We start from the raw sequence: 23,982 nt of genomic DNA, 5'->3' as shown, positions 1-23,982 counted from the left end.
AATCTGGAGCCTGCCTGTGCGCGCCATGGTTCTGCACTCGCCCGGACAGCCGCTGCAACGGGAAGAACGTCCGGTTCCCGTTCCCGGCGAACGGCAACTGTTGATCAAAGTCCTGGCCTGCGGTGTGTGCCGTACCGATTTGCACCTGTTGGACGGCGAACTGCCGCAAGCCGTGCTGCCTCGGGTGCCGGGGCATGAAATCGTCGGTGAAGTCACCGCAGTGGGTAGCGACGTCGCCTCTGAGTGGATCGGACGACGGGTCGGTGTTCCCTGGCTGGGCTGGACCTGTGGCGAATGCTCGTTCTGCCGATCGGGCCGAGAAAACCTCTGCGATCAGGCGCAGTTCACCGGCTGCCAACTCGACGGAGGCTACGCCGAGTACACCGTTGCCGATCCGCGATTCTGCTTCCCGATTCCCGATGCCCTGAGCGATCTGCAGGCCGCGCCCCTGCTGTGTGCCGGACTGATCGGCTTTCGTGCGTTGCAAATGGCCCGTGACGCCCGCCACCTCGGTCTCTACGGGTTTGGCGCGGCAGCCCACCTGGCGATCCAGATCGCCCGGGGCCGCCACCAACAGGTGTACGCCTTCACCCGGCCCGAGGATCACGAAAGCCAGGCCTATGCCCGCAAGCTGGGGGCCGTATGGGCCGGCCCTTCGGATCAACTGCCGCCTCATCCGCTGGATGCCGGCCTGATTTTCGCTCCGGTCGGCGCGCTGGTGCCTCTGGCGCTGTCGGCAACAGTCAAGGGCGGTTGCGTGATCTGCGCCGGAATTCACATGAGCGACATCCCCGCTTTCCCCTATCGTCTGCTCTGGGGCGAACGCATCCTGCGCTCGGTTGCAAACCTGACCCGTGAGGACGGCACTGCGTTTTTCGCCGAGCTGCAACACACGTCAGTGCACTGCGACGTCACCCGGTTTGCGCTGGATGAGGCCAATCAGGCCTTGGCCTGTTTGCGCAGTGGTCGGTTCAACGGCGCCATCGTGCTCACTCCCTGATGCTTGATCGACCACATTGTTGACGTGACCACAGGCATCGTTGTCATGCCAACGCGTAGTGATCTGGTTGAATAGTGATCTGGGTGAAGTTGCGGTAGCTGGCACCAGACCGCGGATCGCTCATCACCAAGCCGCCCTGTAAATGGCCAAAGCATCGTCATGGCTGACTTCGCGCGGATTGTTCACCAACAGTCGTTGCTGCAGCATCGCGTCACTGGCCAATTGTTCGAGGCAATTCCCGGGGACGTTGATATCACGCAGGCGAGCCGGCAGGCCGCAGCGCTGCGACAGTTGCTCCAGTTCCGTAATCATCTGCTCGGCGAGGCTGCTGCGATCACCTGCCTGCAACCGGTCCCCAAGCAATGGCGCGGCAAGTTCGGCGTAATCCGCTTGGGCCATGGGCAGGTTGAAACGCAGAACGTGCGGCAGCACTAACGCATTGGACAAGCCGTGGGGAATATGGAAGTGCCCGCCCAGCGGATAAGCCAGGGCATGCACTGCGGCAACCGGTGCGTTGGCAAACGCCTGCCCGGCAAGGCAGGCACCGAGCAGCATGGCCTGACGTGCAGCGAGATGACCGCCGTTATGTACCGCTTGATCAAGGTTCGTCGCCAGCAGTCGCAACGCCTCGCGAGCGAGCAGGCTGGACAGCGGGTTGCGTTTGATTTTGCTGGTGTAAGCCTCGATGGCGTGGACCATCGCATCGATACCCGTAGCGGCCGTGACCTGTGGTGGCAGCCCCAGGGTGCAGACGGCGTCGAGGATGGCGAGATCCGGCAGCAGCAATGACGAAACGATGCCCATTTTGCTGGTTTCGCCGGTGGTGACGATGGCGATCGGCGTGACTTCCGAACCGGTGCCCGCCGTGGTCGGCACCTGAATCAACGACAGGCGCCTGCCCTTGGCCTGATCGACGCCGTACAACTGGTTAAGTGTCTGGGCATTGTCGGGATGGGCGAGCAACGCGACCAGTTTGGCGACGTCCATCGAGCTGCCGCCACCGAAACCGACAATCAGGTCGGCACCGATATGCCGGGCGCGCTCGACCGCCGCCAGTACGCAGTTTTCATGGGGGTCGGCGGATACATCACTGAAAATCGCCACAGCGACTTTCGCAGTACTGAACCCTGGCAGCAGGTCGTCAAGTAAACCGAGTCGGGCAATTCCCGGATCAGTGACGATCAAAACGCGCCGGGCACCGCGCTCCCGACACAGGTTGGCGAGTCGTTGCACCGCGCCGGCTTCGCAGAGAATCTGCGCGGCGGTGGCAAAGCTGAAGGACTGCATCGACACGATTCCTTGTTTTTGTGAGTGACAGGCCTGATCAGGCGTTGAAATCGCCGGCCGCAATTGCCATCAGGCAATTCGCTCCGCCCAGTAACGCTTCGCGATGAGCGCCGGCGCGGGGCAGCAGACGTCGCCAATAGAAGTCAGCAGTGTGCAATTTGGTTTGATAAAACTCGCGATCAGGACTTCCTTGCGACAAGGCCTGCTGCGCGCAGGCAGCAGCCTGCAGCCAAAGAGCGGCCAGCAGGACGTATGCCGAGTAGGCAAGAAAATCCACCGACACCGCGCCGATTTCCTGCGGATCGCGCTGACAGGCTTCGATGACCGAGGTGCCGAGTGCGCGCCATTCGGTCAACCGCAGGCTGACTACCCGGGCCATTTCCTGCAGCGTTTCATGGGATTGGGCGGTATCAAGCCCTGTTGCCAATTCATCGATCAACGCATCGAGTTCGGCACCGCCGTCGGCCAGCAGTTTGCGGCGTATCAGATCCAGCGCCTGGATACCGTTGGTGCCTTCGTAGAGTTGAGTGATGCGGCTATCGCGCATTAACTGCTCCATGCCCCACTCGCGGATATAGCCGTGTCCGCCATAGAGCTGCACGCCAAGGCTGGCGACTTCCTGCCCCACGTCGGTAAAGAACGCTTTGACAATCGGAATCAGCAGCGCTGCACGGCGCTTCGCCGCGTTATGTTCCTCGCCCATTCCCCCTTCCTGGTCCAGCTGCCGCGCGGTATAGGCAGCGAGCATCCGGCAACCTTCAGTCAGCGCTTTTTGCGTCAACAGCATGCGGCGCACGTCGGGATGAACAATGATCGGATCGGCGGCCTGATCAGGCGCGATCGCACCGGCCAGGGAGCGGGACTGTAAACGCTCACGGGCGTAGCTCAGGCCACCCTGAAACGCCGCTTCGGCAATACCCAGGCCTTGCAGGCCCACCTGGAAACGCGCGTCATTCATCATGGTGAACATGCAGGCCAATCCCTGATTCGCCTCACCAACCAGCCAGCCTTGCGCACCGTCGAAATTCATCACGCACGTCGAGGTGCCCTTGATGCCCATCTTGTGTTCCAGCGCACCGCAACCAAGACTGTTGCGCTGGCCATCGGGCAGAATTTTCGGCACAAGAAACAGGCTGATCCCCCTCACCCCCGGCGGCGCGCTCGGCAGACGGGCGAGTACCAGGTGGATGATGTTATCGGTCAGATCCTGCTCGCCACCGCTGATGAAAATCTTGGTACCCGTGACCCGGTAACTGCCATCACCTTCGGGCTGAGCACGGGTGCGCAACAGGGCCAGATCGGTGCCGGCCTGAGGTTCGGTGAGGCACATGGTTCCGGTCCATTCACCGCTGACCATTTTCGCCAGATACGTTTGTTTGAGCGCCGGGCTGCCGTGTCGATGAACGGCCAGCACCGCGCTTTCAGTCAGACCTGAGTAAATGCGAAAGGCCAGGGAAGCCGACATCAGCATTTCGTGAAAACATGCCGAAACCATCTGCGGCACGCCCTGCCCCCCGAACGCCAGCGGCCCGGTCATGCTGGCCCAACCGTTAGCAACGTATTGTCGATACGCCTGGCGAAACCCTCGTGGCGTGCTGACTTCACGGCCATGCATCTGACAGCCCTGCTCGTCACTGTTGCGATTGAGCGGAGCGATGACTTCGCCGGCAAAACGCGCCGCCTCCTCGAGGATGCCATCAATCGTGTCGCGGTCGAGCTCAGTGCGCATTTGCTGACAATGTTCAGTGACGTTGAACAGTTCGTGCAAAACAAAGCGCATTTCACGCAGTGGCGCCTGGTAAGTCATACCTCACCCTCCTGGACATTGAAGAAGTGCCTGCCGTCAGCAATCAATTGGCGGATCAGCGCTGCCGGTCGCCAGCACTCACCGAACAGGCTTTGCAAATGTTCGAGCCGTGCGGCAATCAGGGGTAAACCTTGTGCGTCAGCCCAGCGCATCGGGCCACCTGTGTCCTTGGGAAACCCGTAACCGTTGAGCCAGACTTGATCGATGTCATGGCTGTTGGCAGCGATCTTTTCTTCGAGGATTTTCGCGCCCTCATTGATCAAGGCCAGCAGGCAGCGCTCGAGGATTTCCTGTTTGGAGATCTCGCGGCGGCGATAACCCAGCCCATGAGAGATTTCGAGCACCAGCGCGTCGACCTGAGGATCGTGTTCGGCGTGACGGCTGTCCTCCGGGTAGCTGTAGTAGCCATGGCCGGTTTTCTGACCGAAGCGGCCAAGGTCGCACAGCGCGTTATCAACCTGTACCAAAGGTGCCTCCATGCCCTCGCCAGCCAGTTGCCGCGCGCGCCACTCCAGATCGATACCGACCACGTCATACATGCGGAACGGGCCCATGGCGAAACCGAATTGCTGCAATACCGCATCGACCTGATGGGGTAATGCGCCCTCGAGCAACAGCTTGCGCGCTTCGGCCACGTAGCTGGCGAGCATGCGATTACCGATGAAGCCGGGACAGTTCCCTGCGACGACCACAACCTTGCCGATCCGCTCGCCCAGCCTGCACGCAGCATCGAGCACCGCGCTGTCGGTGCGTGCACCACGGATGACTTCCAGCAGCTTCATGACGTGCGCCGGGCTGAAGAAATGCAGTCCCAATACTTGCTGCGGGCGAGCCGTGACGGCGGCAATGGCGTCGATGTCCAGCGCTGACGTATTACTGGCCAGAATGGCCTGCGGCTTGAGTTGGCGGTCGAGTGCGCGAAAGATTTCCTGTTTGAGCTCAAGGCTCTCGTACACCGCTTCGATCACCAGATCGACCTCGGCCAGCGCCGCATAATCGTGAACGGCCTGGACACGCTGGCGGTTGGCTTCAGCCTCAGGCTGGCTGATGCGCTGCTTGACGACCTGCTGCGACCAGATCTGCTCGATCGCACTCAACCCTGCGTCGAGAGTCGGTGTATTGCTGTCCAGCCAAAGCACTGGCAGTCCGGCGCTGGCCAGGCTGATGACGATGCCGCGGCCCATGGTGCCGGCACCAATGACAGCAACCTGTCTGATATCCAAAGAGGTACTCACACGCATGCTCCAGAGACGAAAAGAACAGCCGCCACCCTAAGCACGCATCAGATATTTTTGAAATTTAGATTAACCATGGAATATATTTTTCCCATGAATATGTCGAACTTTGATCTGAATCTATTGCGCGTCCTTGACATGCTGTTGCGCGAGCAAAATGTCTCGCGCGCAGCTGAGCGGCTGGCATTGACGCAGCCTACGGTCAGCAATGCACTGGCGCGGTTGCGTGACTTGCTTGACGATCCGCTGCTGGTGCGCGTCGGTCGTCGCATGTGCCCGACGCCTCGCGCACTCGCCCTCGAAGGGCCAATTCGCGCGGCACTCGGGCAAATTGAGCAGACGCTGGCTATCGGCGATGCCTTCCAGCCGCTGCTCAGCCACCGCCAGTTGCGCATTGCGTTGACCGATTTTGTCGAACAGCTGTGCATGCCACCCTTGCTGGCGCATCTGCAGACAGCGGCGCCGCACCTGCGCATCGACGTTGTGCACCTGGCACCCAATCTGCCGGCCGATGCGCTGGACCGCGGCGATCTGGACATGGTGCTCGGGCGCTTCAACGAGCTGCCGGCGAGGTTCACCCGGCAACTTTGGCGCCGGGAAACGTTGCGGGTTGCCGTGCGCCGCAATCATCCGCAGGTCAACCACTCTCTGGATCTTCAAACCTTCTTGCGGTTGCGCCACCTCTGGGTGCACGGCGGGCAAACCCGCGGAATGGTCGATCAATGGCTGGCCGAGCAGAATCTGCAACGACAGATCGTGTACACCACACCCAATTACTTGCAGGCCGCGCACCTTGTAGCAGCCACCGACCTCTGCGTTGTCCTGCCCACTCAGCTCGCCCAGCAGTTCGCCGAATTGCTGCCACTGGACTTGCATGATCTGCCGTTTGCGCTGGATCCGTTCGAACTGGATCTGGTGTATCTGAGCCATCGCCAACATGACCCGGCGCTGACCTGGCTGTCGGAGCAGATCCTCGCCATCGCGCAGTCTTGAAAGCATCGAAAAATGAGATGGCCACCATGCCGCTCTGGTATTGGCTGCGCTTTGGCAGGCTACTTAGAGTGATTGGCCCTCAACAATAACAAGGAACACCCCATGCGTTTGCGACCCTCATTGCTGGCACTGGCCGTGCTTGCACCGTTGTCCGGCCTGGCAGCTACGCCAGCCAAGGATGCAACGGCCATCACCCTCGACAGCAACGCGCAATGGCTGCAACGTCTGCCATTTGCCGACCGTAATGATTTCGAGGCCGCGAACCGTGGCCTGATCGAGCGTTATGACGCAGTGGTCAGCAATGGCGCGGGCAACAGTGTCTGGGACCCAGGTCAATACGCGTTTCTCAACAACGCTGACGCGCCTGGCACGGTCAATCCGAGTCTGTGGCGGATCGCCCGACTCAACAGCATCGCGGGGCTCTTCAAGGTCACCGAAGGCATTTATCAGATCCGCGGCCTGGACCTGGCGAACATGACTATTGTCGAGGGCGACAGCGGGCTGATCGTGATGGATCCGCTGCTGTCGGTCGAGACGGCAAAAGCTGGCATGGCGCTGTATTTCAAACACCGACCGCGCAAACCGGTCAACACAGTGATTTACACCCATCCGCACGTCGATCATTTTGGCGGCGTGCGCGGGGTGATCGATGAGGCCGACGTCAAGGCGGGCAAGGTTCAGGTCATTGCACCGCAGGGGTTTTTCGAGCACGCCATCGGTGAAAACGTATTGGCCGGGCCGGCGATGAAGCGTCGCGCCCAATACATGTACGGCGCCGCGTTGCCGCGCAGTGAGCGCGGTCAGGTGGATGCGGGCCTGGGCAAAGGAATTCCGGCCAATGCCACCATCAGCCTCATCGCCCCCACACGGGAAATCACCCAGCCGCTGGAACGGCTGATACTGGACGGCATTGAGGCCGAGTTCCAGCTCACCCCCGGCACCGAAGCCCCAGCAGAAATGAACATCTATTTTCCAGGATTCAAGGCATTGTGCATGGCCGAAAACGCCACGCACGTTCAGCACAACGTGCTGACCTTGCGTGGCGCGTTGGTACGTGACCCGAAAATCTGGGCACATTATCTCGATCAGTCATTACGCCAATACGGTGATCAGGCGCAGGTCGTTTTCGCCCAGCATCACTGGCCGACCTGGGGTGGCCAGCAAATACGCGACTACCTCGCCGATCAACGTGACATGTACGCTTTCATCGACAGCCAGACGCTGCGCCTGATCAACCAGGGCCTGACGCCAATGGAAATCGCGGCGACCCTGACAAGTCTGCCGCCGCAATTGGCGAGCAAGTGGTATAGCCGTGACTACTACGGCTCGTTGAGCCACAACGTACGCGCGGTCTACCAGCGTTACATGGGGTTCTATGACGGTAATCCCGCCAATCTCGACCCGCTGACGCCACGCGATGCCGGCAAGCGTTACGTGGCGGCCATGGGCGGTGCCGATCAGGTACTCAAGCAAGCGCATACCGCGTTCGACGCAGGCGACTATCGCTGGGTGGCGCAGTTGGTCAACCACTTGGTGTTTGCCGAACCGGACAACGTTCAGGCGCGACAACTGCAGGCCGACGCGCTGGAACAATTGGGTTATCAAAGCGAAAACGCCACGTGGCGCAATGCCTACCTCAGCGGCGCACAGGAATTGCGCGATGGCGTAGCTGCCGCAAGCGGTGCCGGTGGCAACGCCGATGACATGGTGCGAGCCCTCACACCCACCCTGTTTTTTGATTACCTGGCGGTGCGCATTGATGCGTTCAAGGCCGCTGATCGCGACCTGACCATCAACTGGCGCTTTACCGACCTGAACGAGGATTACGCCCTGACCCTGCGCAACGGTGTATTGACCCACCGTGACCGAACCCGCCACGAGCACGCCGATGTCGAGGTCAGCATGGCCAAGTCAACGCTCGACCGCATTGCCCTCAAGCAGACCGGTTTTCTCAAGGAAGCCACCCTGGGCGACATTTCCATTCAAGGCGAACGTTTGAAGTTTTTGCAGTTCATGGGCGGTCTCGACGAAGCGGATGCGCGATTCAACATCGTCACCCCTTGAATAGGCCGAGCGGTGTGTCAATCACCGCTCAACAATCCCGCCACGCCAATGACTGCCATGACACATACGCCAGCGCCGAGGCTCAATATCGAACCCGGCGCCGGCATTGCACGCTCCGCCTCCAGCATCGCCAGGCCCTGCCGATATCGCCGTCCGGGCCGACACATCATGACCAGCACCGGCACCATTGCGACGGCGGACTGCAGCCAATCGCCCGCCCGGAACGCCAGCACCGCTACGACCAGCAGCGAGACGGTCGTGCGTCGCCACGCCAGCTCAGTACGTTCGGCCTGCAAGCCTGGATCAACCATGCCAACGCGGCCACAACACTACCGCGAGCATCAATGCCGCAAAGACGCAAGCGAGGGTCAACAAGGGCACCAACGTCGGCAGTGGCAGCGCCCGGCGCTGTCGCAATGCTCGCTCCACGCGCAGCCAGCGCAAGCAAGCCCCCGAACTGATCAACAGGCTTACGAGCATCAGGCTCAGCGCCATGCCCATGCGCAATGGCGGCGCGAAGGCGTTCACCGCCAGGGCTTCGACTGCGATGCCCCCTCCGAGCAATGCCAGGGAAGTGCGCATCCAGGCAAGAAAGGTTCGCTCGTTGGCTAATGTAAAGCGTGGGTCCGGCGGCTCGCCCTCGCCCAGCAACCGCTCGGTCCAGCAACGGGTTGATCGCTCGCTCATCAACGCACTCCGAAGCTGCGCAATGCGCCGGGCGAAAAGTACGAGAGGCTGGTGGCGAGGTTGAACACAAACGGGCGCTGTTGTTCGTTGATCAATCCGGAGACGTGATAGCGCGAGCTCTTGAGGTCATAAGTGACCTCCAGCGCGTTCACTGCCACCTGCCCGACCGGGTGATAAAAACTGTGTGCCGCAGTGGTGCGCCACAGCTCGCCGTGCTGATCGTAGACGTCCGCCTCCAGAATCGCCCAGGTGTCTTCATCAACGTAGAAATGGCGTTGGGTGTAGATGTGCCTGGCGCCGGGCTTCAGGGTAGCGACCACTTCCCAGACACGGTGCAGTTCGTAGCGCGTCGGCCCCGGGTCGAGATGACCACGCTGGATCAGCTCGCTGTAGCGCAGGTCCGGTGACGCCAGCCGGTAGCTGTTGTAGGGCACATGCAGCAGTTTTTTGCCGAGCAATTTCCACTCGTACCGGTCGGGTGCGCCATTGAACATGTCGCGGCTGTCTGCGGTACGCAGGCCTGCCGTGCCGGGGCCGGTGGTGTCATAGTCGACTCCCGGGGCGCGGCGCACCCGTCGCTGGCCGGCACTGTAGACCCAAGAAAGGCGTGGTTGGGCGACTTGATCGAGCGTCTCGTGCACGACGATGGCATCGCCGGCTACACGTGACGGCGCGGTCATCCGGTAGGTGAAGTAGTACAGGATATTATCTGTCGCATCATCTGAGACGGGTTGCGGGAGAGCGACGTCCTGACGCGAGCTCATGCGCACGAAGCGACCGTTCTTCAGCGGCGTCACGCTGTCGGACATCAGGCTGTAACTGGCGTTGCGTGGGCGTGTCAGATGGTTCCAGATCACCTGCAGGCCGTTGGCAGGAATGGGAAAGGCAATCGCCCCGGAAAAACCCTTCAAGCCATTGCCACCATCCACCAGCGTTGCATTGGCAGCATTGCGTGCTGCCGACAGGGCCACCGCTGAAGGTACGCCGGCACTGCGATGGGTCGGGTAGACCGGCAATCGCATTGTTTCGGGAAACCGCTTGAGCATGGCGATCTGGCCTGGTGTCAACTGATCCTGATACTGCTGCGCATTCGCGGCGGTGATCTCATAAAGCGGTTGTTCATCGGCGTATGGGTCAAGCGGCGTACCATTGCTGGCCAACCTAAACTGCGCGGTGTCGAGTCCGCCCTGCCAGGCTGGAATTCTGCCATCGGCGCTGGCGGCACGTTCCGCTCCCGCCGGGGTCAGGTGTTCGCCAAGGCCGTCCGCCGCCATCGCACCGGTGATCCAGAGCAAACCGAATAGCATCATGCATGTGGTCTTCATCGTCGTGCCCTTCAGAAAGTGACGCCCAAGCTCAGTGAGAGAAAATCGCGGTCGCCGCGCGTGCCGTAATCGCCATCGATGTAATCGGTGTAAGCGAGACTTACGCTGTAGGTACTGGCGAGCGTCGCGTCCAGACCGACGCTGATGGCTTTCGAGCCCTCACTGAATGCCGAGCCCTCCACCGGCCCTGTGCCGTGCACGTCATGAGCCCAGGACAGGTTCGGGCGAAAATCGAAACCGGCCAGAACATTGGGATAGGTCCACGTTGCGCGCACGCGGTAGCCCCAGGAAAACGGCGTGAGAAACCCTTCGTTGTTGCAGTGCTGCGGCGTTTTCGAGATGGCCTGACAAACGCGAGGATCGGCCAGTTCTCCGCTGTTGAATGTGCCCGAGCGTCCATACCGGGGGCCGCCGCGCCCCTCCAGACCGCCGACATACGTGGCGCCGATTTCGCCCACCAGCAGCAGCTGACTGGCCCCCATCATTTGACCGAACGAATGCAGGGCGGTGATTTGTGCCTGGGTCATTTCCTTGCGCCGGTAGCCATCGAACAGCGCACTGTCGCGGTCGGTTCTCAAACCTTCGCCCAGCAATGGCGAGCGACCGTCGATATTGAGCAGTGACTGAATAATGTCCGTGCCATTGAGTTGCATCGGCATGTTCGGCCGATAGCTCAGTTCGCCCTGCAGCGCCGTGCCAGTACGCAGGGTGGTCGCGAACGAAAGCCCATACAGGCGAATGTCTTCCGGGTACTGGACCTGATATTGCGAAGTCCCCAGACGCAGTGCGCCAGTCAGCGACTGGCCTGCGGCCGAGGCCACAAATGCCCCGCACCCGGCAGCGCCAATACCCAGGTTGGCACACAACTGTGGAGCGAACGCGGTGTTGTTGAAATACGGGCTGCTGACGGTGCCCATGTAAGGCGTGCGGCTGTGATAGTTGGCCGCGTAGGCGCCGAATTCGGTGTCCAAAGCGCTGACGTACCAGCGCAGCGACAATCCCCATTGCCCGCCGTTGCGTGCGTCATCGTCTGCTGCGCGGGGAATGCGCACGCCCTCTTCCGTCAGGTTGACCCCCAACGGCGTCAACCCGGCCACGGCGGCAGGGTTACCCAGCAATTTGGCGCCGACATCAAGGCCATCGCAGCCGTCAGGCAGAAAATCGTTGTTGGAGAAAAACGTCGCGCAGTTGTCGAGTTGAGTCTGCTCCCAATCAAGTTGATAGAAAGCGTCGAACGACAGTGCCTCGGTCAGGTTTTGCGTGACATAGAACAGGTTGACCGGCACCAGCGCATCCTTGACTTCGGAACCCGGACGGCGCAGCGCGGACAGGTTGAACGGGTTGATGACGTTGAGCCCGCCCTGAATGAAGGTGCTTTCGCCCCAGTTCACCACTTGCTTGCCCAGGCGCACCGAGCCCGGCTGGCCGTCGATGTCGTAGAGGTAGTAGCCAAAAGCATCGAGCAACTGAGTGCCCGCGGTTTTCGCCGATCGCTTGCGGTTGTTGTCGGCGACCTTCTTGAAGCGCTGGTCACGATCGCGCAGCGCGGTGTCGTACCAATATGTGCCGCGTAAAAACACGCCAATGTTGTCACGCTTCAGCTCAAGGTCATGGGTACCCTTGAACACCGCCGAGAACACATCGCCGGAGGCGAAGTTGAGTTTGCCATCGTCGCTGTTGGCGCTGTTGTGCAACGCCGGATCAGGGTTAGCCGTGGAAATACTCGTGCCCAGGCTCAGCGCCGAATCGAACTGGGCTTCGAGATCGTTCCATTGAAATTGCAGGGCGACGGCAGGACTGGAAACACAACAGCAAGACAATAAAAAAAACGACGGTCGAGCGAGACCGCGAATATGCAATTGCATCACTCTTTACCTCTTATTGTGTTTATCGAGAGTGAGATTTCCGGGGATGTCTTGTAGCGGGGACAGCGGCTGCTGACTCAGCAGGCAAGCGGATTGTTGCGGGTTGATCTGGGCCTCTTGTTATGTCTCTATGGATACTAAGTAGGCGCCCCGACCTGAACAAATAGCGTCTTCAGATAGTTGCCATAACACTTCGGCATACCAGAGATTGTCCCCATGACGTTGAAACAGCTGCGTTACCTCATCGCGATTGTCGAGGCTGGAAGCTTCTCCAGCGCCGCGCGACGCGCCTTCATTGCCCAACCGGCGTTGAGTCGACAGATCGGCTTGCTGGAGAGCGAACTGGATATGCAATTGCTGTCGCGCCTGCATGACGGCATCGAATTGACCGACGCCGGCCGGCAGTTGTATGAGGTGGCGCGTTCGGTGATTCAGCAAGTCGACTCGGTGAAGGATGAGCTCAAATCAAGCCGTGGCAATCCCATGGGGCACGTGTCGATCTCCATTCCGGCGACGGCGTCGGCACTGCTGCTGCCAGCGATCATCACCCAGGCGCAGAACAAATTTCCGGGGATCAAATTGACGGTGTGGGACGGCCTGAGCCGTGAAGGCGGCCAGGCGATCGAGTTGGGCAAGGTCGATTTTGGTGTGGTGCCCAATGCCGAGGAGCTGGAACACGTCATCGCCGAACCGGTGTTTACCGAGGACCTTTTCTGGGTCGGTGCCACCGCGCAAGAAGCCAATCACTCACCGATCAGCCTCGCCGAAGCGGCCGCGACGCGCCTGGTGATGCCGCCGCGTGCACTGCATCTGCGCCGGCGTATCGAACAGGCCGCAATGGAAGCCGGCGTGACACTCGATTCCAGCTACGAACAACAGTCGGCGCCGGGCATCAGCAGTCTGGTGCGCGCGGGACTGGCAGCGACCATCAGCAACTGGCCGCCATTGACGGATCTGCTTGAACCGATCTCAGCGCGACTGATCGTCGAGCCGCGCATCACGCGCACCGTGTCCCTCGCCCATTCGCAGCACAAGCCACTGTCGTTCGCCGCCACCTGCATGCGCGACCTGGTGCGCAGCCTGCTTGTAGACGCTGTCATCGAAGGCCGCTGGAAAGGCAGCCTGATCGAACGCACTATCGAGCCACCGCTGAGTTTTGTCGGCGAAGCCTGAAGCTGTCACGGCGCAGTCGGACGGCGCCGTTTGCTCAAATCACTGCCGGCCGCCCGACAGCGTCGACCTGAAGCAAGCGCTGGCGAGTCTTCTGCGGATTCATCCACAACAAGCCTGCCAGCCCGGCAACCACCAGCACCGCCCCGCATACCAGAAACCCTTCGGCGTAACCCGCCGGATGCTCGGCGCCAGCACCCTGCACCAACAATCCGGTGACCACCGGAGCCGACAGACCGGCCAGCGACGCAATGCCGTTGCCAATCGCGAGGACGCCTGCACGCTGGCTGCCCGGCGTGAACTCGGCGAGCATCGCCGGGCCGACCGAATACATCACCAGGGCCAGCCCCCCGCTGAACGTCAGACAGACGATCCGCTCCACGTTGCTCAGTCCCTCAAGCATGAGCGCGGCGGACAGCAGGCCGCTGACAACCAGGCAAATGGCAACGAATGCGCCCCGCGACCAGCGGGTCGTGATGCCCGCACGCATGAACCGTTGCGATAACCAGGCCAGAAACAGACTCAACGGTGTCGTCACCACCACGAACAGTACAAACACCCGCCCCGTCATGATCGGGTCAATGCCCAAACCGGTCTGCAGGTAGCTCGGCACCCATGTCAGGGTCAGTGCCAGCGACCAGTTGGCGGCGAAATGACAGAGGTAGTTGCTCAGTACCGTGCTGTCGAGCAGCAGCCGCCGATAAGCGACTCTCCCTTCGTCCAGTCTCAATTGCCCGGTGCGAATCCTGTCGAGGGTGCCTTCGCTGCCAAGCAACCACCACAACACACACCACACTGCACCGATCACCGCGAGCACGATGAAGTTCATGCGCCAGCCGTAATGCACGCTGATCCACGGGATCATCGCACCGGCGACCAGCAGCCCCAGCGCACTGCCCGTGTGCAGCAGCGCAACCGGCAGATTGCGACGGTCATTGGGAAACCATTTGTACAGCGCATGGGTCGCAACTGGCGACGCCGGGCCTTCGCCAATGCCGAGCAACACCCGGCAGGCAATGATGGCCCACAGCGAACTGACGAACAGCATCGGTAACTGGATCACCGCCCAGAACGCCCCCATGCCCAGCAACAATGTGCGCGTGGGGCGGCGGTTGGCGACAAATCCCCCGATCACAGCGGATATGGCAAAAAACCAGTGCAAGGCGCCGCCCACCAGACCGAATTCGGTGGGGGTCAGGCCCAGCTCCTTGGACATCGGTACCGCGACCAGGCCAATGACCACTTTGTCGAGGAAGTTCACCAGCATCAAAACCGCCAGCAGTACCGCAATCATCCAGGCCGTGCCCGGACGCGCAGGTTTGTCAGTGTGAGTCATGGTCATCTCTCGTTATTGTTTTTATCGGAGCGTCCGGCCCGCAAGGCCGGACGTACAGCAAGCGACCCTAAGCGGGCATCAGCACGCCTTTGGCGATGGTGTTGCGCTGGATTTCACTGGTTCCGGTCAGGATGCGCATCATCCGCGTCGCACGGAAAATCCACTCCACGGGATGCCCGCGCAACAGACCGGCACCGCCGTGGATCTGCACCGCACGGTCAGCGATCCGGAACGCGGTCTCCGAGACGAACAGCTTGCACATCGGTGCCTGGGTACGAATGTCGCCACCGCTGTCATTTACTGCCGCAGTGGCGTACACCATGCTTCGGGCAGCGTGCAGTTCGGTGGCCATGTCGGCGATCATGTGATTGATCGACTGGAACATCGCGATCGGCTGACCGAACTGCTTGCGGGTTCGCGCGTAGTCGATCGACAGGTTCAGCGCCAGACCGGCCAGCCCCAGCAACGTCGGGCAATGGAGCAGGCGGTTGAGGGTAATGCGGCCCATCGCCAATTTGAAGCCCTGCCCCTCTTCGCCGATGCGATGGGTCACCGGTACGCGAACTTCATCGAGAAAAATATCCCCATGCGCACCGCCGCCGGACATCACCGAATAGTCGCTTTCGATGCGTACGCCGGGTGCTTTCAGGTCGACAAAAAAAGCCGAAATGTTTTGTGCTCCCGTGCCCGGTCCGGTGACCGCCAATAGCACGGCAATGTCGGCGTAAGGTGCGCCTGAAATGAAGCGTTTGCCGCCGTTGAGAACGTAATGGTCACCCTCCAGCCGCGCACGGGTCTGAATGGCCGCCGCATCAGAACCGGCCTCGCTTTCAGTGAGGGCGAAGCACACGGCTTTCTGCGCTTTGCAGATGGGCTGCAGGATCGTTTCGACCTGCACGGGACTTGCGACTTTGAACAGATGACCAATGCGCGGCGGACCGGACAGTTCGCCCAGAATGTGTGGCGCCAGCATCGAACCGGTCAGCACCGTCGCCTCCTTCACCGCACACAGATCGGCGACGCTCAGCCCCGCGCCGCCGATGGTTTCGGGCAGCATGATGTTGTAGTAACCCAATTCGCACGAACGCTGCCAGACCTGCTGCAATACCTGGCGGGGATGCGGTTCGGCCCAACTGAGGCCTTCACGCTGTTCAAGCGGGCGGATTTCTTCGCGTACAAAGCCCTCGATGCCTTCGATAATGCCGCGCGCCTTTTCACTTGGTTGATACATGATGATGTCCTCGGTCAGATGCGGCGTTCGCTGTTTTGCCAATAGGCATCGCGGATCAGGCGGCGGACCACCTTGCCGTTGGGGTTTTTCGGCAACTCGCTGACGAAGTCCACGCCGCGCGGTTTCTTGAAGCCGGCCAGGATCCGGGCGCAATGCTCGATGATTTCGGTTGCGCTGATCTCGGCGCCGGGCTTGAGTACGATGACGGCGTGCACCGCTTCGCCCCACTGCTCGTCGGGGACGCCGACCACCGCCGCCTCAAAGACCTGCGGCAAGGTGTAAAGCACCTGTTCGACCTCGGTCGGGTAGACGTTGAAGCCGCCGGAAATGATCATTTCCTTTTTGCGGTCGACGATGAATACATAACCCTCGTCGTCCACCTTTGCCAGGTCGCCAGTGAGGTAGTAACCGTCGCGCATCACCTCCGCGGTCAGCTGTGGCGCCCGCCAGTAGCCCTGCATGATGTCAGGCCCCTTGACGACAATTTCGCCAATCTCACCGGGCTTTACATCGTCGAATTCATCATTGACCACCCGCAGGTCTGTCTCGAAATAACAACGCCCGCACGAGCCCAGACGCCGGTAGTCACCGTCCTCGCACAAGTGATCCTGTTCGGTCAGCACGGTCACCAGCGAGCAGGTTTCACCCGCGCCATAACCCTGCGCCAGAATCGGCCCGAACACCTCTATAGCGCGCTTTACCAACGACGGTGCCATGGGCGCGGCACCATACATGAGCAGGCGCAGACTGCTCAGGTCATACCGTGACACGTCTGGGAGATTCACCAGCCGATTGATCATCGCAGGGACCAGAAACAGGCGCGTTACCCGTTCGCGCTGAATGCTTTCCAGCAACTGCCGATCGTCGTAACGCTCCAGCAGCAGGTTGCAGGCACCGACAGCCAGCAACGGCATCAACTGCATGCCGCTGGCATGGGTGATCGGGCCGACGTGAGCCATGACATCGCCCGGCACTGCTCGTCGCGTGGGGCTGGCGATACTCTTGCGGATCAGCGCCTTGCGGTTGCCGACGCTGAGCATGGCAGCCTTGAGCACGCCGGAACTGCCAGAGGTGTAATGCAAAACGGCGAGGGTGTCGTCAGGCAGATCACAGCTGACAGGCTTGTCACAGCCTTGGCTGAGCAAGGTCGGATAATCGATGTCGGCGCCACCTTCGTCCAGCGATACGATCAAGCGCAGTGCAGGCACTTCGGTACGTCGGGCGATCAGCGCTTCGGCGAATGCCGCCGTGGTGATCAGCGCCACGCTGCAGGAGTCGTTGAGGATCTGAACGACTTCATCCAGCGACAGCCTTGCGTTGATCGGGACCTTGACCAGCCCAGCCTTGTAGAACGCCACCTCGGCCTCCACCAGCTCGACTCGGTTGGGCGCAAGAATGCCGACATGCTCACCGGTGCGGATGCCCTGCTCCAGCAGGCTGGAAGCAAGCTGATTGGTGCGTCGCTCAAGCTGAGCAAATGTAAGCCGGCTTCGGTGATCAATGACCGCCATATGCTGCGGCCAGTACTTGGCACTTCGACTAATTATTTTTCCGAGGTTCACGTTGTTGTTCTCGTCGACAGTAAAAACCCGATCGATGCTAAACAGCGCAAACCCAACGGCGGTAATAACAGTTACGGATGGGGGCTATAACGTTTTTGACTGGAGCACGATGGATCCGTTGAGCAAGACTTCACGAGCGTCACGATCACTATTCGTCCCGTCCCCCGCTACTCAACCAAGCCTTCACATCGTGGTGTGTGGCTTCGGATACACACGAAAAATTGCCGCTTCATTGTCAGGTGGTGTTTTTCCGCCTATCTTGTTTAATACCTATACAAAATGATCTTATGCGTACAACATTTTTTGCTGCCAACCTATTTTTACGGGCCCTCCTGCCGCGAGAAAGCGAAATTTGATGGCCACAACCCTGTACGTGCGATGCATGGCGTACAAGAAAGCGGGGCGAATACTTCCCCCGGTACCTCTGCAATCAGGAAGTAAGGCAATGTCTCGATTACTGCTGTTACTGACACTGATGCTCAGCATCGCAAGCTGCACCGGCGTGGATGTCAACCGTTATGCCGATCAACAGCCAGCCCTGGATCTGCATCGTTTTTTCAGCCAGCCCGTCAAGGCCTGGGGAATGTTCCAGAAGCGCAGCGGCGAAGTGACCAAGCGTTTCGAAGTCACGATCGTCAGCCGTCGCGAAGGCGACAACCTGATTCTCGACGAGCGCTTCCTGTACAGCGACGGTACTCGCCAGCAGCGCGTATGGACATTGACACCCGAGGGCCAGGGACGCTGGAGCGGTCGCGCCGGCGATGTGGTCGGCGTTGCCCGGGGCCAGATTGCCGGGAACGCCCTGCACTGGCGTTATCGCCTGAACCTGCCGGTCGACGATTCGACCTATGAAATGAGCATGGACGACTGGATGTACCTGATGGATGAGGACACGTTGATCAACCGCACCAGCATGTCCAAGTTTGGCGTGGAAGTCGGTCAGGTGACTTTGTTCTTCCGTCGTCAGGGCACAGAAGCAAGCCCATGATCCGTACAACGCAGAGCTCAGTTGAATGAACGCAACCCGCCGTCTGTGCCTGGTACTGGGCGACCAGTTGTCCTTCGACCTGGCTTCATTACAGGCACTCGATGCCGAGCGCGATACGGTGTTGCTGGTCGAAGTCATGGAAGAAGCCAGCCATGTGCCCCACCATCCACAGAAGATTGCCCTGATCTTCATCGCCATGCGCCACTTCGCCAAGGCGCTGCGAGACCAGGGTGTACGTGTTGAATATGTCACCCTGGATGACCCAGATAACCGCGGTTTGGTGCCGGGTGAGTTACAGCGCTGGCAAGCGCTGTTGCAGGCCGAAGAAGTGCACGTCACCGAGTGCGGCGACTGGCGGCTGGAGCACTCGATGAAGGAATGCGGCTTGCCGATTCACTGGCACGCCGATACGCGTTTTCTGTGTAGTCGCGAAGAGTTCGCTGCATGGGCCGAGGGCAAGAAACAGCTGCGCATGGAGTTCTTCTACCGGGAGATGCGTCGCAAGAGCCGCTTGCTGCTCAATGGCGACGGTTCGCCAGTGGGCGGCGCGTGGAATTTCGATGCCGAGAATCGCAAGGCCCTGCCCAAAGGCGTGAAAGCCCCCTACCCCGCGCGCTTCCATAACGACGCCATCACCAGCGAAGTACTGGCACTGGTCAAGGCGCGTTTCAGCCAGCACTACGGCGCGCTCGATGACTTCAACTATCCCGTCACCCATGCCGATGCGCAGGCACTGTGGGCGTACTTTCTCGATTACGGTCTGGCCGGGTTTGGCGATTACCAGGACGCCATGGCCAGTGATGAGCCGTTCCTGTTTCATGCGCGCATCAGCGCAGCACTCAATATCGGCCTGCTGGACTTGCGGCAGCTGTGCAGCGACGTGGAGTCGGCATACTGGTCCGGCAGCGTTGCGCTCAACGCCGCCGAAGGCTTCATTCGGCAACTGATCGGCTGGCGTGAATATGTGCGAGGCGTGTATTGGCTGAAAATGCCCGATTACGCGCTGGGCAACTCGTTCGGCAACACCCGGCCACTGCCCGAGTTCTACTGGACCGGCGATACGCAGATGAACTGCATGCGCCACGCCATCGGGCAAAGCTTGCAGCACGCCTACGCGCATCACATTCAGCGGCTGATGGTCACCGGCAATTTCGCCCTGCTCGCCGGTATCGCACCGAGCCAGATCTGCGAATGGTATCTGGCGATCTACATGGATGCCTTCGACTGGGTCGAGCTGCCCAACACACTGGGCATGGTCATGCACGCCGATGGCGGTTATCTCGGTTCCAAACCCTATTGCGCCAGCGGCCAGTACATCAATCGCATGTCGGATTACTGCCGCGATTGCACGTACAAGGTCAGCGAAAGCACGGCGGACAATGCCTGCCCGTTCAATTCGCTGTACTGGCATTTCCTGATGCGCCACGGTGAGCTGCTGCGGGGCAATCAGCGCATGAGCATGATGTACAAGAACCTCGATCGCATGCCGCAGGCCAGGCAAGAGGCACTGTGGCAACGCGGCGAGAAGCTGTTGGCCCGCCTGGACAAGGGGGAGTCGATCTGAACTCGGTGTTCGCCCGAAACCATCGGTGAAACTTAACGACGGCGCCACCTGTCAACGAATGAACAGCAATCAAGCCTGACCGTTTTGCGATGACCACTGTCCCAGTCCGGCCTGTCCGCCCCATGAAACCGGCCCCTGAAAAACCTAACAAAGCAGGTGAGATGGATACCCTCAAACACCTTACTCGCGAAGCACTTGAGTCCGAGGTAAAGCGATTACGCGCCGCGCTGCTGAGCAGTGAAGTCGACACTGAGCAAAATGTGGCGGCCCAACTGCAGGCCAGTAGAGCTGCGCTCGCCCGCAGTGAGGAACGCTTCAGCACCATTCTGGAAACCATCGAATCGGCATTTGCCATCGTCAAAGTCAAATTCGACGCCAACGACGATCCCGTCGACTACTACTTCGTCGAGGCCAATCCGGCGTTCGAGCGCCAGTGCGGGGTCAACCTGCGCGGCAAATGGGTTACCGAATTCGCGCCCAATCTGGAACGCTTCTGGTTCGAAACCTACGGCCATGTGGCCAAGACCGGGGAACCGGCGAACTTCGAAAATTACGCCAATACCTTTGAACGCTGGTTCGATGTGCGCGCCGTGCGGGTCGGCGATCCGGCCGACCGGCAGATCGCGATCCTGTTCAACGACGTCACCGAGCGACGCGATGCCGAGGAGCGCTTGCGCGCCAGTGAAGCGATCGCCCGGGAGAACGTCGAACGCGTGCAACTGGCCCTCGCTGCCGGTGCCATTATCGGCACCTGGCATTGGGACCTGCTGACTGATCGTTTTGCCGTCGACGAAGGCTTCGCCCAGGTGTTCAACCTCGACCCGAGTCTGGGGCGCGAGGGCCTCAGCCTCGAACAAGTGATCACCAGCGTGCACCCCGACGATCGGGATGCGCTGACCACGGCGATCGACGAAGCCATTGGTCGCGGCGGCGCCTATTCCCATCAGTACCGCGTGCGCCGCGCCGACGGCAGATACCAGTGGATCGAAGCCAACGGCCGCGTTGAGTGTGCCGATGACAACAAACCACTACGCTTCCCCGGCGTCCTGATCGACGTCGAGGAACGCCGCACCGTTGAGGCGGAGCGCGACGGGGCTATCGCCGCCTTGCGTGCGCTCAACGACACACTGGAACAACGGGTGTCATCGCGCACCGCCGAGTTGATGCAAGCGGAAGAAAAACTGCGTCAGTCGCAGAAGATGGAGGCGGTCGGCCAACTGACGGGGGGCCTGGCTCATGACTTCAATAATTTGCTGGCCGGCGTTTCTGGCGCGCTGGAATTGATGGGGACGCGGATCAGTCAGGGCCGGTATAGCGAAGTCGACAAATACATGGTCACCGCTCAGGGCGCGGTCAAGCGTGCTGCTGCCCTCACCCACCGCCTGCTGGCGTTCTCCAGACGCCAGACCCTCGATCCGCGCCCTACCGACGTCAACATGCTGATGACCGGCATGACCGAACTGATCCAGCGCACCGTGGGCCCGAGCATTTTTCTGGAAACCATTGGCTCGCCGGAGCTCTGGCCGACGCTGGTGGATGCCAGTCAACTGGAAAACGCGCTGCTCAACCTGTGCATCAACGCCCGCGATGCGATGCCCGATGGCGGACGCATTACCATTGAAACGGCCAATCGCACCATGGATGCCGAGACCGCCGCCGCGCTGGATATTCCCGAAGGTGAATACGTGTGTCTGTGCGTCACCGATACCGGCATCGGCATGTCGGCGGATGTGGTCGCCAAGGCCTTCGACCCGTTCTTTACCACCAAGCCGCTGGGCCAGGGCACGGGGCTCGGGCTGTCGATGATCTACGGTTTCGCCAAGCAATCCGGCGGCCAGGTGCGCGTGCACTCGCAGGTCGACCGGGGCACCACGATGTGCATCTACTTGCCGCGTCACTGCGGCGACCCCGTGCACAGTCTCGATGACAAGCACATCGCACCGGCTGTAGTTCCCAAGGCCAGCGAGACCATTCTGGTGGTGGACGATGAACCCACGGTGCGCGCCTTGCTGACCGAAGTGCTTGGCGATCTCGGCTACAACCTGCTTGAGGCAAGCGACAGCGTTGCAGGCCTGAAGGTGTTGCAATCGAACGTGCATATCGACTTGCTGATCACCGACGTCGGCCTGCCGGGTGGCATGAACGGCCGACAACTGGCTGACGCCGGCAGAGAGATCCGGCCGAACCTGACGACCCTCTTCATTACCGGTTACGCGGAGAACGCAGTGATCGGCGCCGGTCAACTGGGCCCCGGCATGCAGGTGCTGACCAAGCCCTTCGCGATCGACACGCTGGTGGCGCGGGTCAGTGAACTGATGTGCTCAAGATCCGAATGAACGACCGCTGCGGCGGAACAAACCAGGCAGACGGGCTGCGGCCAAGGAGTATGAAATGGTGACTTTCCTGATTTTCCTGATCGCCTGCGGCGCGGCCGCAACCACCGGCATGGTTTTCAAACCAGGCCAATGGTACGCGCAGCTCGACAAACCGAAGTTCACCCCGCCCAACTGGGTGTTTCCGGTGGCATGGACGACGATCTATCTGCTGCTGGCCTGGGTTGGCTATCGCTTGACCCTGATTCCCGGCAGCGAAATGGTGTTGGCGTTGTGGGCGGCGCAGATTGCCCTGAACACGCTGTGGACACCGGTGTTTTTCGGTGCCCAGCGGATCGTTGCCGCGATGATCATTCTCGTACTGTTGTGGCTGGTCGTCGCCGTGATGGTGGTGCTGGCCTTGCGCCTGGATGTCATCACCGGGTTGATCCTGTTCCCTTATCTGGCCTGGCTGTGTGTCGCCGCGGCGCTGAACTTCTCGATCATGCGCAATAACCGGGTGAATTAGTGTGCGCCCGTCACAAAGACGACGAGCGCTTCAAGGTCTCGCTCGGTAACTCCTTGAACATCGCCCGGTAACTGCTTGAAAAGCGGCCCAAATGCCAGAACGACCAGTTCATCGCAACCTCGGCCACTGTCGTATCTGCCGGCGAACGTTTGAGCAATTCTCGCCGAGCACTGTTGAGCCTGCGCAAACGCAGCCAATGGCTCGGCGACATCCCCGTGTACGCCTTGAACGTCTGCTGCAGCTGGCGCAGGGAAACTCCGGCGACCCGCGACAGTTCCAGCAGATTCAGGGTTTGCTCCGGTGAATCTGCCGCCCACTCGCCCACGCGCTTGAGGGTGATTCGTTCTTCGGCGCGACGCTGCAAACCACCGCCGTCCAGGCACACGCTCGCGTTGTCGAGGATGAACAGGCAGTCCTCCAGCAACTGCTGGGTCAGCGCTTCTTTGCTTGGTTGATCAAGGGTTTGCGACAACTTCGTGAGTGTCGAGCTTAACCAGCGACTGAACAATCCGTTCTGCGCGCCATTGAGCGGCGCCATGAACAGACCTTCCAGCCTGGCCATGTCCAACCCATTGCGCTGGACGAATTGCGGGCCGAACACCACGGCGATCTCCTGGTAGTTCTCCGGAGTGATCCAGATGTTGCGGCTCTCTTCATTGAGCAGATAAAGCGCGTTGTCGCTGCGATCGAAACAGAACGCCAGCGAGCCTTCCGGCGCGCTGAAATTCTGCTCGACCCGGGTGTTCATCTGTTCTTCGTAGACCTCCACACCCTGCAAGTCCAGATAACGGATCTGCCCGGCGAAATGCCCCGGCGACATCTGCTGGTAATGCTGAACCCAACCCGGCGTGGCGCGGATCTGTTCGGTGACATCGGCGGTGTTGAAAGCTTGAACCTGTAGCGGATTACACGTCGTCATGGGAGACCTTGCGCACTCTTTTGGTGCGCTTTGGTACTGCTGAAAGTGGATAGATGGAACGTCAAGGCCCGCCCAAGATAGTCGTCAACGCGCCACAGGGGAAGCCTG

Annotated in this window: 19 protein-coding genes; 8 read left to right on the top strand and 11 right to left on the bottom strand. The window is 60.5% G+C overall.

What is annotated here, in order from left to right; translation table 11 throughout:
- The first annotated feature begins 16 nt into the window (after positions 1-16).
- Positions 17-1,000, top strand: coding sequence for a zinc-dependent alcohol dehydrogenase family protein (locus CAF73_RS04450; protein ID WP_085702057.1), 984 nt, complete (start codon positions 17-19; stop codon positions 998-1,000).
- Between the two features lie 123 nt (positions 1,001-1,123).
- On the opposite strand, the gene CAF73_RS04445 is transcribed toward CAF73_RS04450, so the two are convergent.
- The 3 genes from CAF73_RS04445 to CAF73_RS04435 are packed head-to-tail and all read right to left on the bottom strand — an operon-like array spanning position 1,124 to position 5,335.
- Positions 1,124-2,287: an iron-containing alcohol dehydrogenase gene (locus CAF73_RS04445; RefSeq protein WP_085696117.1), complete on the bottom strand. Its 1,164-nt coding sequence runs from the start codon at positions 2,285-2,287 to the stop codon at positions 1,124-1,126.
- Positions 2,288-2,324: 37 nt separating this feature from the next.
- On the bottom strand, positions 2,325-4,094 hold the full coding sequence (locus tag CAF73_RS04440; protein WP_085702056.1) for an acyl-CoA dehydrogenase C-terminal domain-containing protein: 1,770 nt from the start codon (positions 4,092-4,094) through the stop codon (positions 2,325-2,327).
- Positions 4,091-5,335, bottom strand: a complete 1,245-nt coding sequence (locus CAF73_RS04435) for a 3-hydroxyacyl-CoA dehydrogenase NAD-binding domain-containing protein (protein WP_371918955.1) — start codon at positions 5,333-5,335, stop codon at positions 4,091-4,093. The genes CAF73_RS04440 and CAF73_RS04435 overlap by 4 nt, the downstream gene beginning before the upstream one ends.
- Positions 5,336-5,404: 69 nt before the next feature.
- Here CAF73_RS04435 and CAF73_RS04430 point away from each other — a divergent pair, with 69 nt between their 5' ends.
- On the top strand, positions 5,405-6,322 hold the full coding sequence (locus tag CAF73_RS04430) for a LysR family transcriptional regulator (RefSeq protein WP_085702054.1): 918 nt from the start codon (positions 5,405-5,407) through the stop codon (positions 6,320-6,322).
- A 102-nt stretch (positions 6,323-6,424) separates the two neighbouring features.
- Complete coding sequence (locus CAF73_RS04425; protein WP_085702053.1) at positions 6,425-8,386, top strand: alkyl/aryl-sulfatase; 1,962 nt, start codon at positions 6,425-6,427, stop codon at positions 8,384-8,386.
- Positions 8,387-8,403: 17 nt separating this feature from the next.
- Here the strand turns inward: CAF73_RS04425 and CAF73_RS04420 are convergent, their stop codons facing one another.
- From CAF73_RS04420 to CAF73_RS04405, 4 genes are read right to left on the bottom strand one after another with little or no spacing between them, the layout of a single operon-like run.
- A complete protein-coding gene (locus CAF73_RS04420; RefSeq protein WP_085696112.1) occupies positions 8,404-8,697 on the bottom strand; it encodes a DUF202 domain-containing protein in 294 nt (97 codons plus the stop codon).
- A complete protein-coding gene (locus tag CAF73_RS04415; RefSeq protein ID WP_085702052.1) occupies positions 8,690-9,073 on the bottom strand; it encodes a YidH family protein in 384 nt (127 codons plus the stop codon). The genes CAF73_RS04420 and CAF73_RS04415 overlap by 8 nt, the downstream gene beginning before the upstream one ends.
- Positions 9,073-10,383 (bottom strand): DUF1329 domain-containing protein, encoded by a 1,311-nt coding sequence (locus CAF73_RS04410; protein ID WP_085702051.1) that lies wholly within the window; start codon positions 10,381-10,383, stop codon positions 9,073-9,075. Before CAF73_RS04410 ends, CAF73_RS04415 begins: the two co-directional genes overlap by 1 nt.
- A 26-nt stretch (positions 10,384-10,409) precedes the next feature.
- Positions 10,410-12,263 carry a DUF1302 domain-containing protein gene (locus CAF73_RS04405; RefSeq protein ID WP_085702050.1) on the bottom strand — a complete coding sequence of 618 codons (1,854 nt, stop codon included), beginning with the start codon at positions 12,261-12,263 and terminating at the stop codon, positions 10,410-10,412.
- 216 nt (positions 12,264-12,479) lie between these two features.
- On the opposite strand from CAF73_RS04405, the gene CAF73_RS04400 reads away from it, so the two are divergent.
- The gene (locus CAF73_RS04400; protein WP_085702049.1) at positions 12,480-13,436 is read left to right on the top strand and encodes a LysR family transcriptional regulator; all 957 of its coding nucleotides are present in this window, start codon (positions 12,480-12,482) and stop codon (positions 13,434-13,436) included.
- A gap of 34 nt (positions 13,437-13,470) precedes the next feature.
- Here CAF73_RS04400 and CAF73_RS04395 read toward each other — a convergent pair whose 3' ends face one another.
- From CAF73_RS04395 to CAF73_RS04385, 3 genes are all read right to left on the bottom strand, one after another.
- Positions 13,471-14,727 (bottom strand): MFS transporter, encoded by a 1,257-nt coding sequence (locus CAF73_RS04395; RefSeq protein WP_085702193.1) that lies wholly within the window; start codon positions 14,725-14,727, stop codon positions 13,471-13,473.
- 109 nt (positions 14,728-14,836) lie between these two features.
- Positions 14,837-16,000 (bottom strand): acyl-CoA dehydrogenase family protein, encoded by a 1,164-nt coding sequence (locus CAF73_RS04390; RefSeq protein ID WP_085702048.1) that lies wholly within the window; start codon positions 15,998-16,000, stop codon positions 14,837-14,839.
- Positions 16,001-16,014: 14 nt separating this feature from the next.
- Positions 16,015-17,562, bottom strand: a complete 1,548-nt coding sequence (locus CAF73_RS04385) for a class I adenylate-forming enzyme family protein (protein WP_085702047.1) — start codon at positions 17,560-17,562, stop codon at positions 16,015-16,017.
- A 445-nt stretch (positions 17,563-18,007) separates the two neighbouring features.
- Between CAF73_RS04385 and CAF73_RS04380 the strand changes: the two genes are divergently transcribed.
- From CAF73_RS04380 to CAF73_RS04365, 4 genes are all read left to right on the top strand, one after another.
- Entirely contained in the window at positions 18,008-18,550 is a 543-nt protein-coding gene (locus CAF73_RS04380) for a DUF3833 domain-containing protein (protein WP_085696105.1), read from the top strand.
- Between the two features lie 25 nt (positions 18,551-18,575).
- A complete protein-coding gene (locus tag CAF73_RS04375; RefSeq protein ID WP_085702046.1) occupies positions 18,576-20,114 on the top strand; it encodes a cryptochrome/photolyase family protein in 1,539 nt (512 codons plus the stop codon).
- A 161-nt stretch (positions 20,115-20,275) separates the two neighbouring features.
- Positions 20,276-22,450 carry a hybrid sensor histidine kinase/response regulator gene (locus CAF73_RS04370; RefSeq protein WP_085696103.1) on the top strand — a complete coding sequence of 725 codons (2,175 nt, stop codon included), beginning with the start codon at positions 20,276-20,278 and terminating at the stop codon, positions 22,448-22,450.
- A 58-nt stretch (positions 22,451-22,508) separates the two neighbouring features.
- Positions 22,509-22,955, top strand: a complete 447-nt coding sequence (locus CAF73_RS04365; protein WP_085702192.1) for a TspO/MBR family protein — start codon at positions 22,509-22,511, stop codon at positions 22,953-22,955.
- A gap of 10 nt (positions 22,956-22,965) precedes the next feature.
- Here the strand turns inward: CAF73_RS04365 and CAF73_RS04360 are convergent, their stop codons facing one another.
- Positions 22,966-23,874, bottom strand: coding sequence for a helix-turn-helix domain-containing protein (locus CAF73_RS04360; protein ID WP_085702045.1), 909 nt, complete (start codon positions 23,872-23,874; stop codon positions 22,966-22,968).
- Positions 23,875-23,982: the final 108 nt, after the last annotated feature.

Origin of the sequence: Pseudomonas sp. B15(2017) (genome assembly GCF_002113215.1) — a bacterium.
In the GTDB taxonomy this organism is placed as follows: domain Bacteria; phylum Pseudomonadota; class Gammaproteobacteria; order Pseudomonadales; family Pseudomonadaceae; genus Aquipseudomonas.
The sequence above is the reverse complement of the archived record's forward strand: the minus strand, read 5'-3'. Positions and strand labels throughout refer to the sequence as shown.

Coding starts and splice junctions, on each gene's coding strand:
- CAF73_RS04445 (WP_085696117.1), bottom strand. CDS start 2,287: ATGCAGTCCTTCAGCTTTGCCACCGCCGCGCAGATTCTCTGCGAAGCC.
- CAF73_RS04440 (WP_085702056.1), bottom strand. CDS start 4,094: ATGACTTACCAGGCGCCACTGCGTGAAATGCGCTTTGTTTTGCACGAA.
- CAF73_RS04435 (WP_371918955.1), bottom strand. CDS start 5,335: ATGCGTGTGAGTACCTCTTTGGATATCAGACAGGTTGCTGTCATTGGT.
- CAF73_RS04430 (WP_085702054.1), top strand. CDS start 5,405: ATGGAATATATTTTTCCCATGAATATGTCGAACTTTGATCTGAATCTA.
- CAF73_RS04425 (WP_085702053.1), top strand. CDS start 6,425: ATGCGTTTGCGACCCTCATTGCTGGCACTGGCCGTGCTTGCACCGTTG.
- CAF73_RS04420 (WP_085696112.1), bottom strand. CDS start 8,697: ATGGTTGATCCAGGCTTGCAGGCCGAACGTACTGAGCTGGCGTGGCGA.
- CAF73_RS04415 (WP_085702052.1), bottom strand. CDS start 9,073: ATGAGCGAGCGATCAACCCGTTGCTGGACCGAGCGGTTGCTGGGCGAG.
- CAF73_RS04410 (WP_085702051.1), bottom strand. CDS start 10,383: ATGATGCTATTCGGTTTGCTCTGGATCACCGGTGCGATGGCGGCGGAC.
- CAF73_RS04405 (WP_085702050.1), bottom strand. CDS start 12,263: ATGCAATTGCATATTCGCGGTCTCGCTCGACCGTCGTTTTTTTTATTG.
- CAF73_RS04400 (WP_085702049.1), top strand. CDS start 12,480: ATGACGTTGAAACAGCTGCGTTACCTCATCGCGATTGTCGAGGCTGGA.
- CAF73_RS04395 (WP_085702193.1), bottom strand. CDS start 14,727: ATGATTGCGGTACTGCTGGCGGTTTTGATGCTGGTGAACTTCCTCGAC.
- CAF73_RS04390 (WP_085702048.1), bottom strand. CDS start 16,000: ATGTATCAACCAAGTGAAAAGGCGCGCGGCATTATCGAAGGCATCGAG.
- CAF73_RS04380 (WP_085696105.1), top strand. CDS start 18,008: ATGTCTCGATTACTGCTGTTACTGACACTGATGCTCAGCATCGCAAGC.
- CAF73_RS04375 (WP_085702046.1), top strand. CDS start 18,576: ATGAACGCAACCCGCCGTCTGTGCCTGGTACTGGGCGACCAGTTGTCC.
- CAF73_RS04370 (WP_085696103.1), top strand. CDS start 20,276: ATGGATACCCTCAAACACCTTACTCGCGAAGCACTTGAGTCCGAGGTA.
- CAF73_RS04360 (WP_085702045.1), bottom strand. CDS start 23,874: ATGACGACGTGTAATCCGCTACAGGTTCAAGCTTTCAACACCGCCGAT.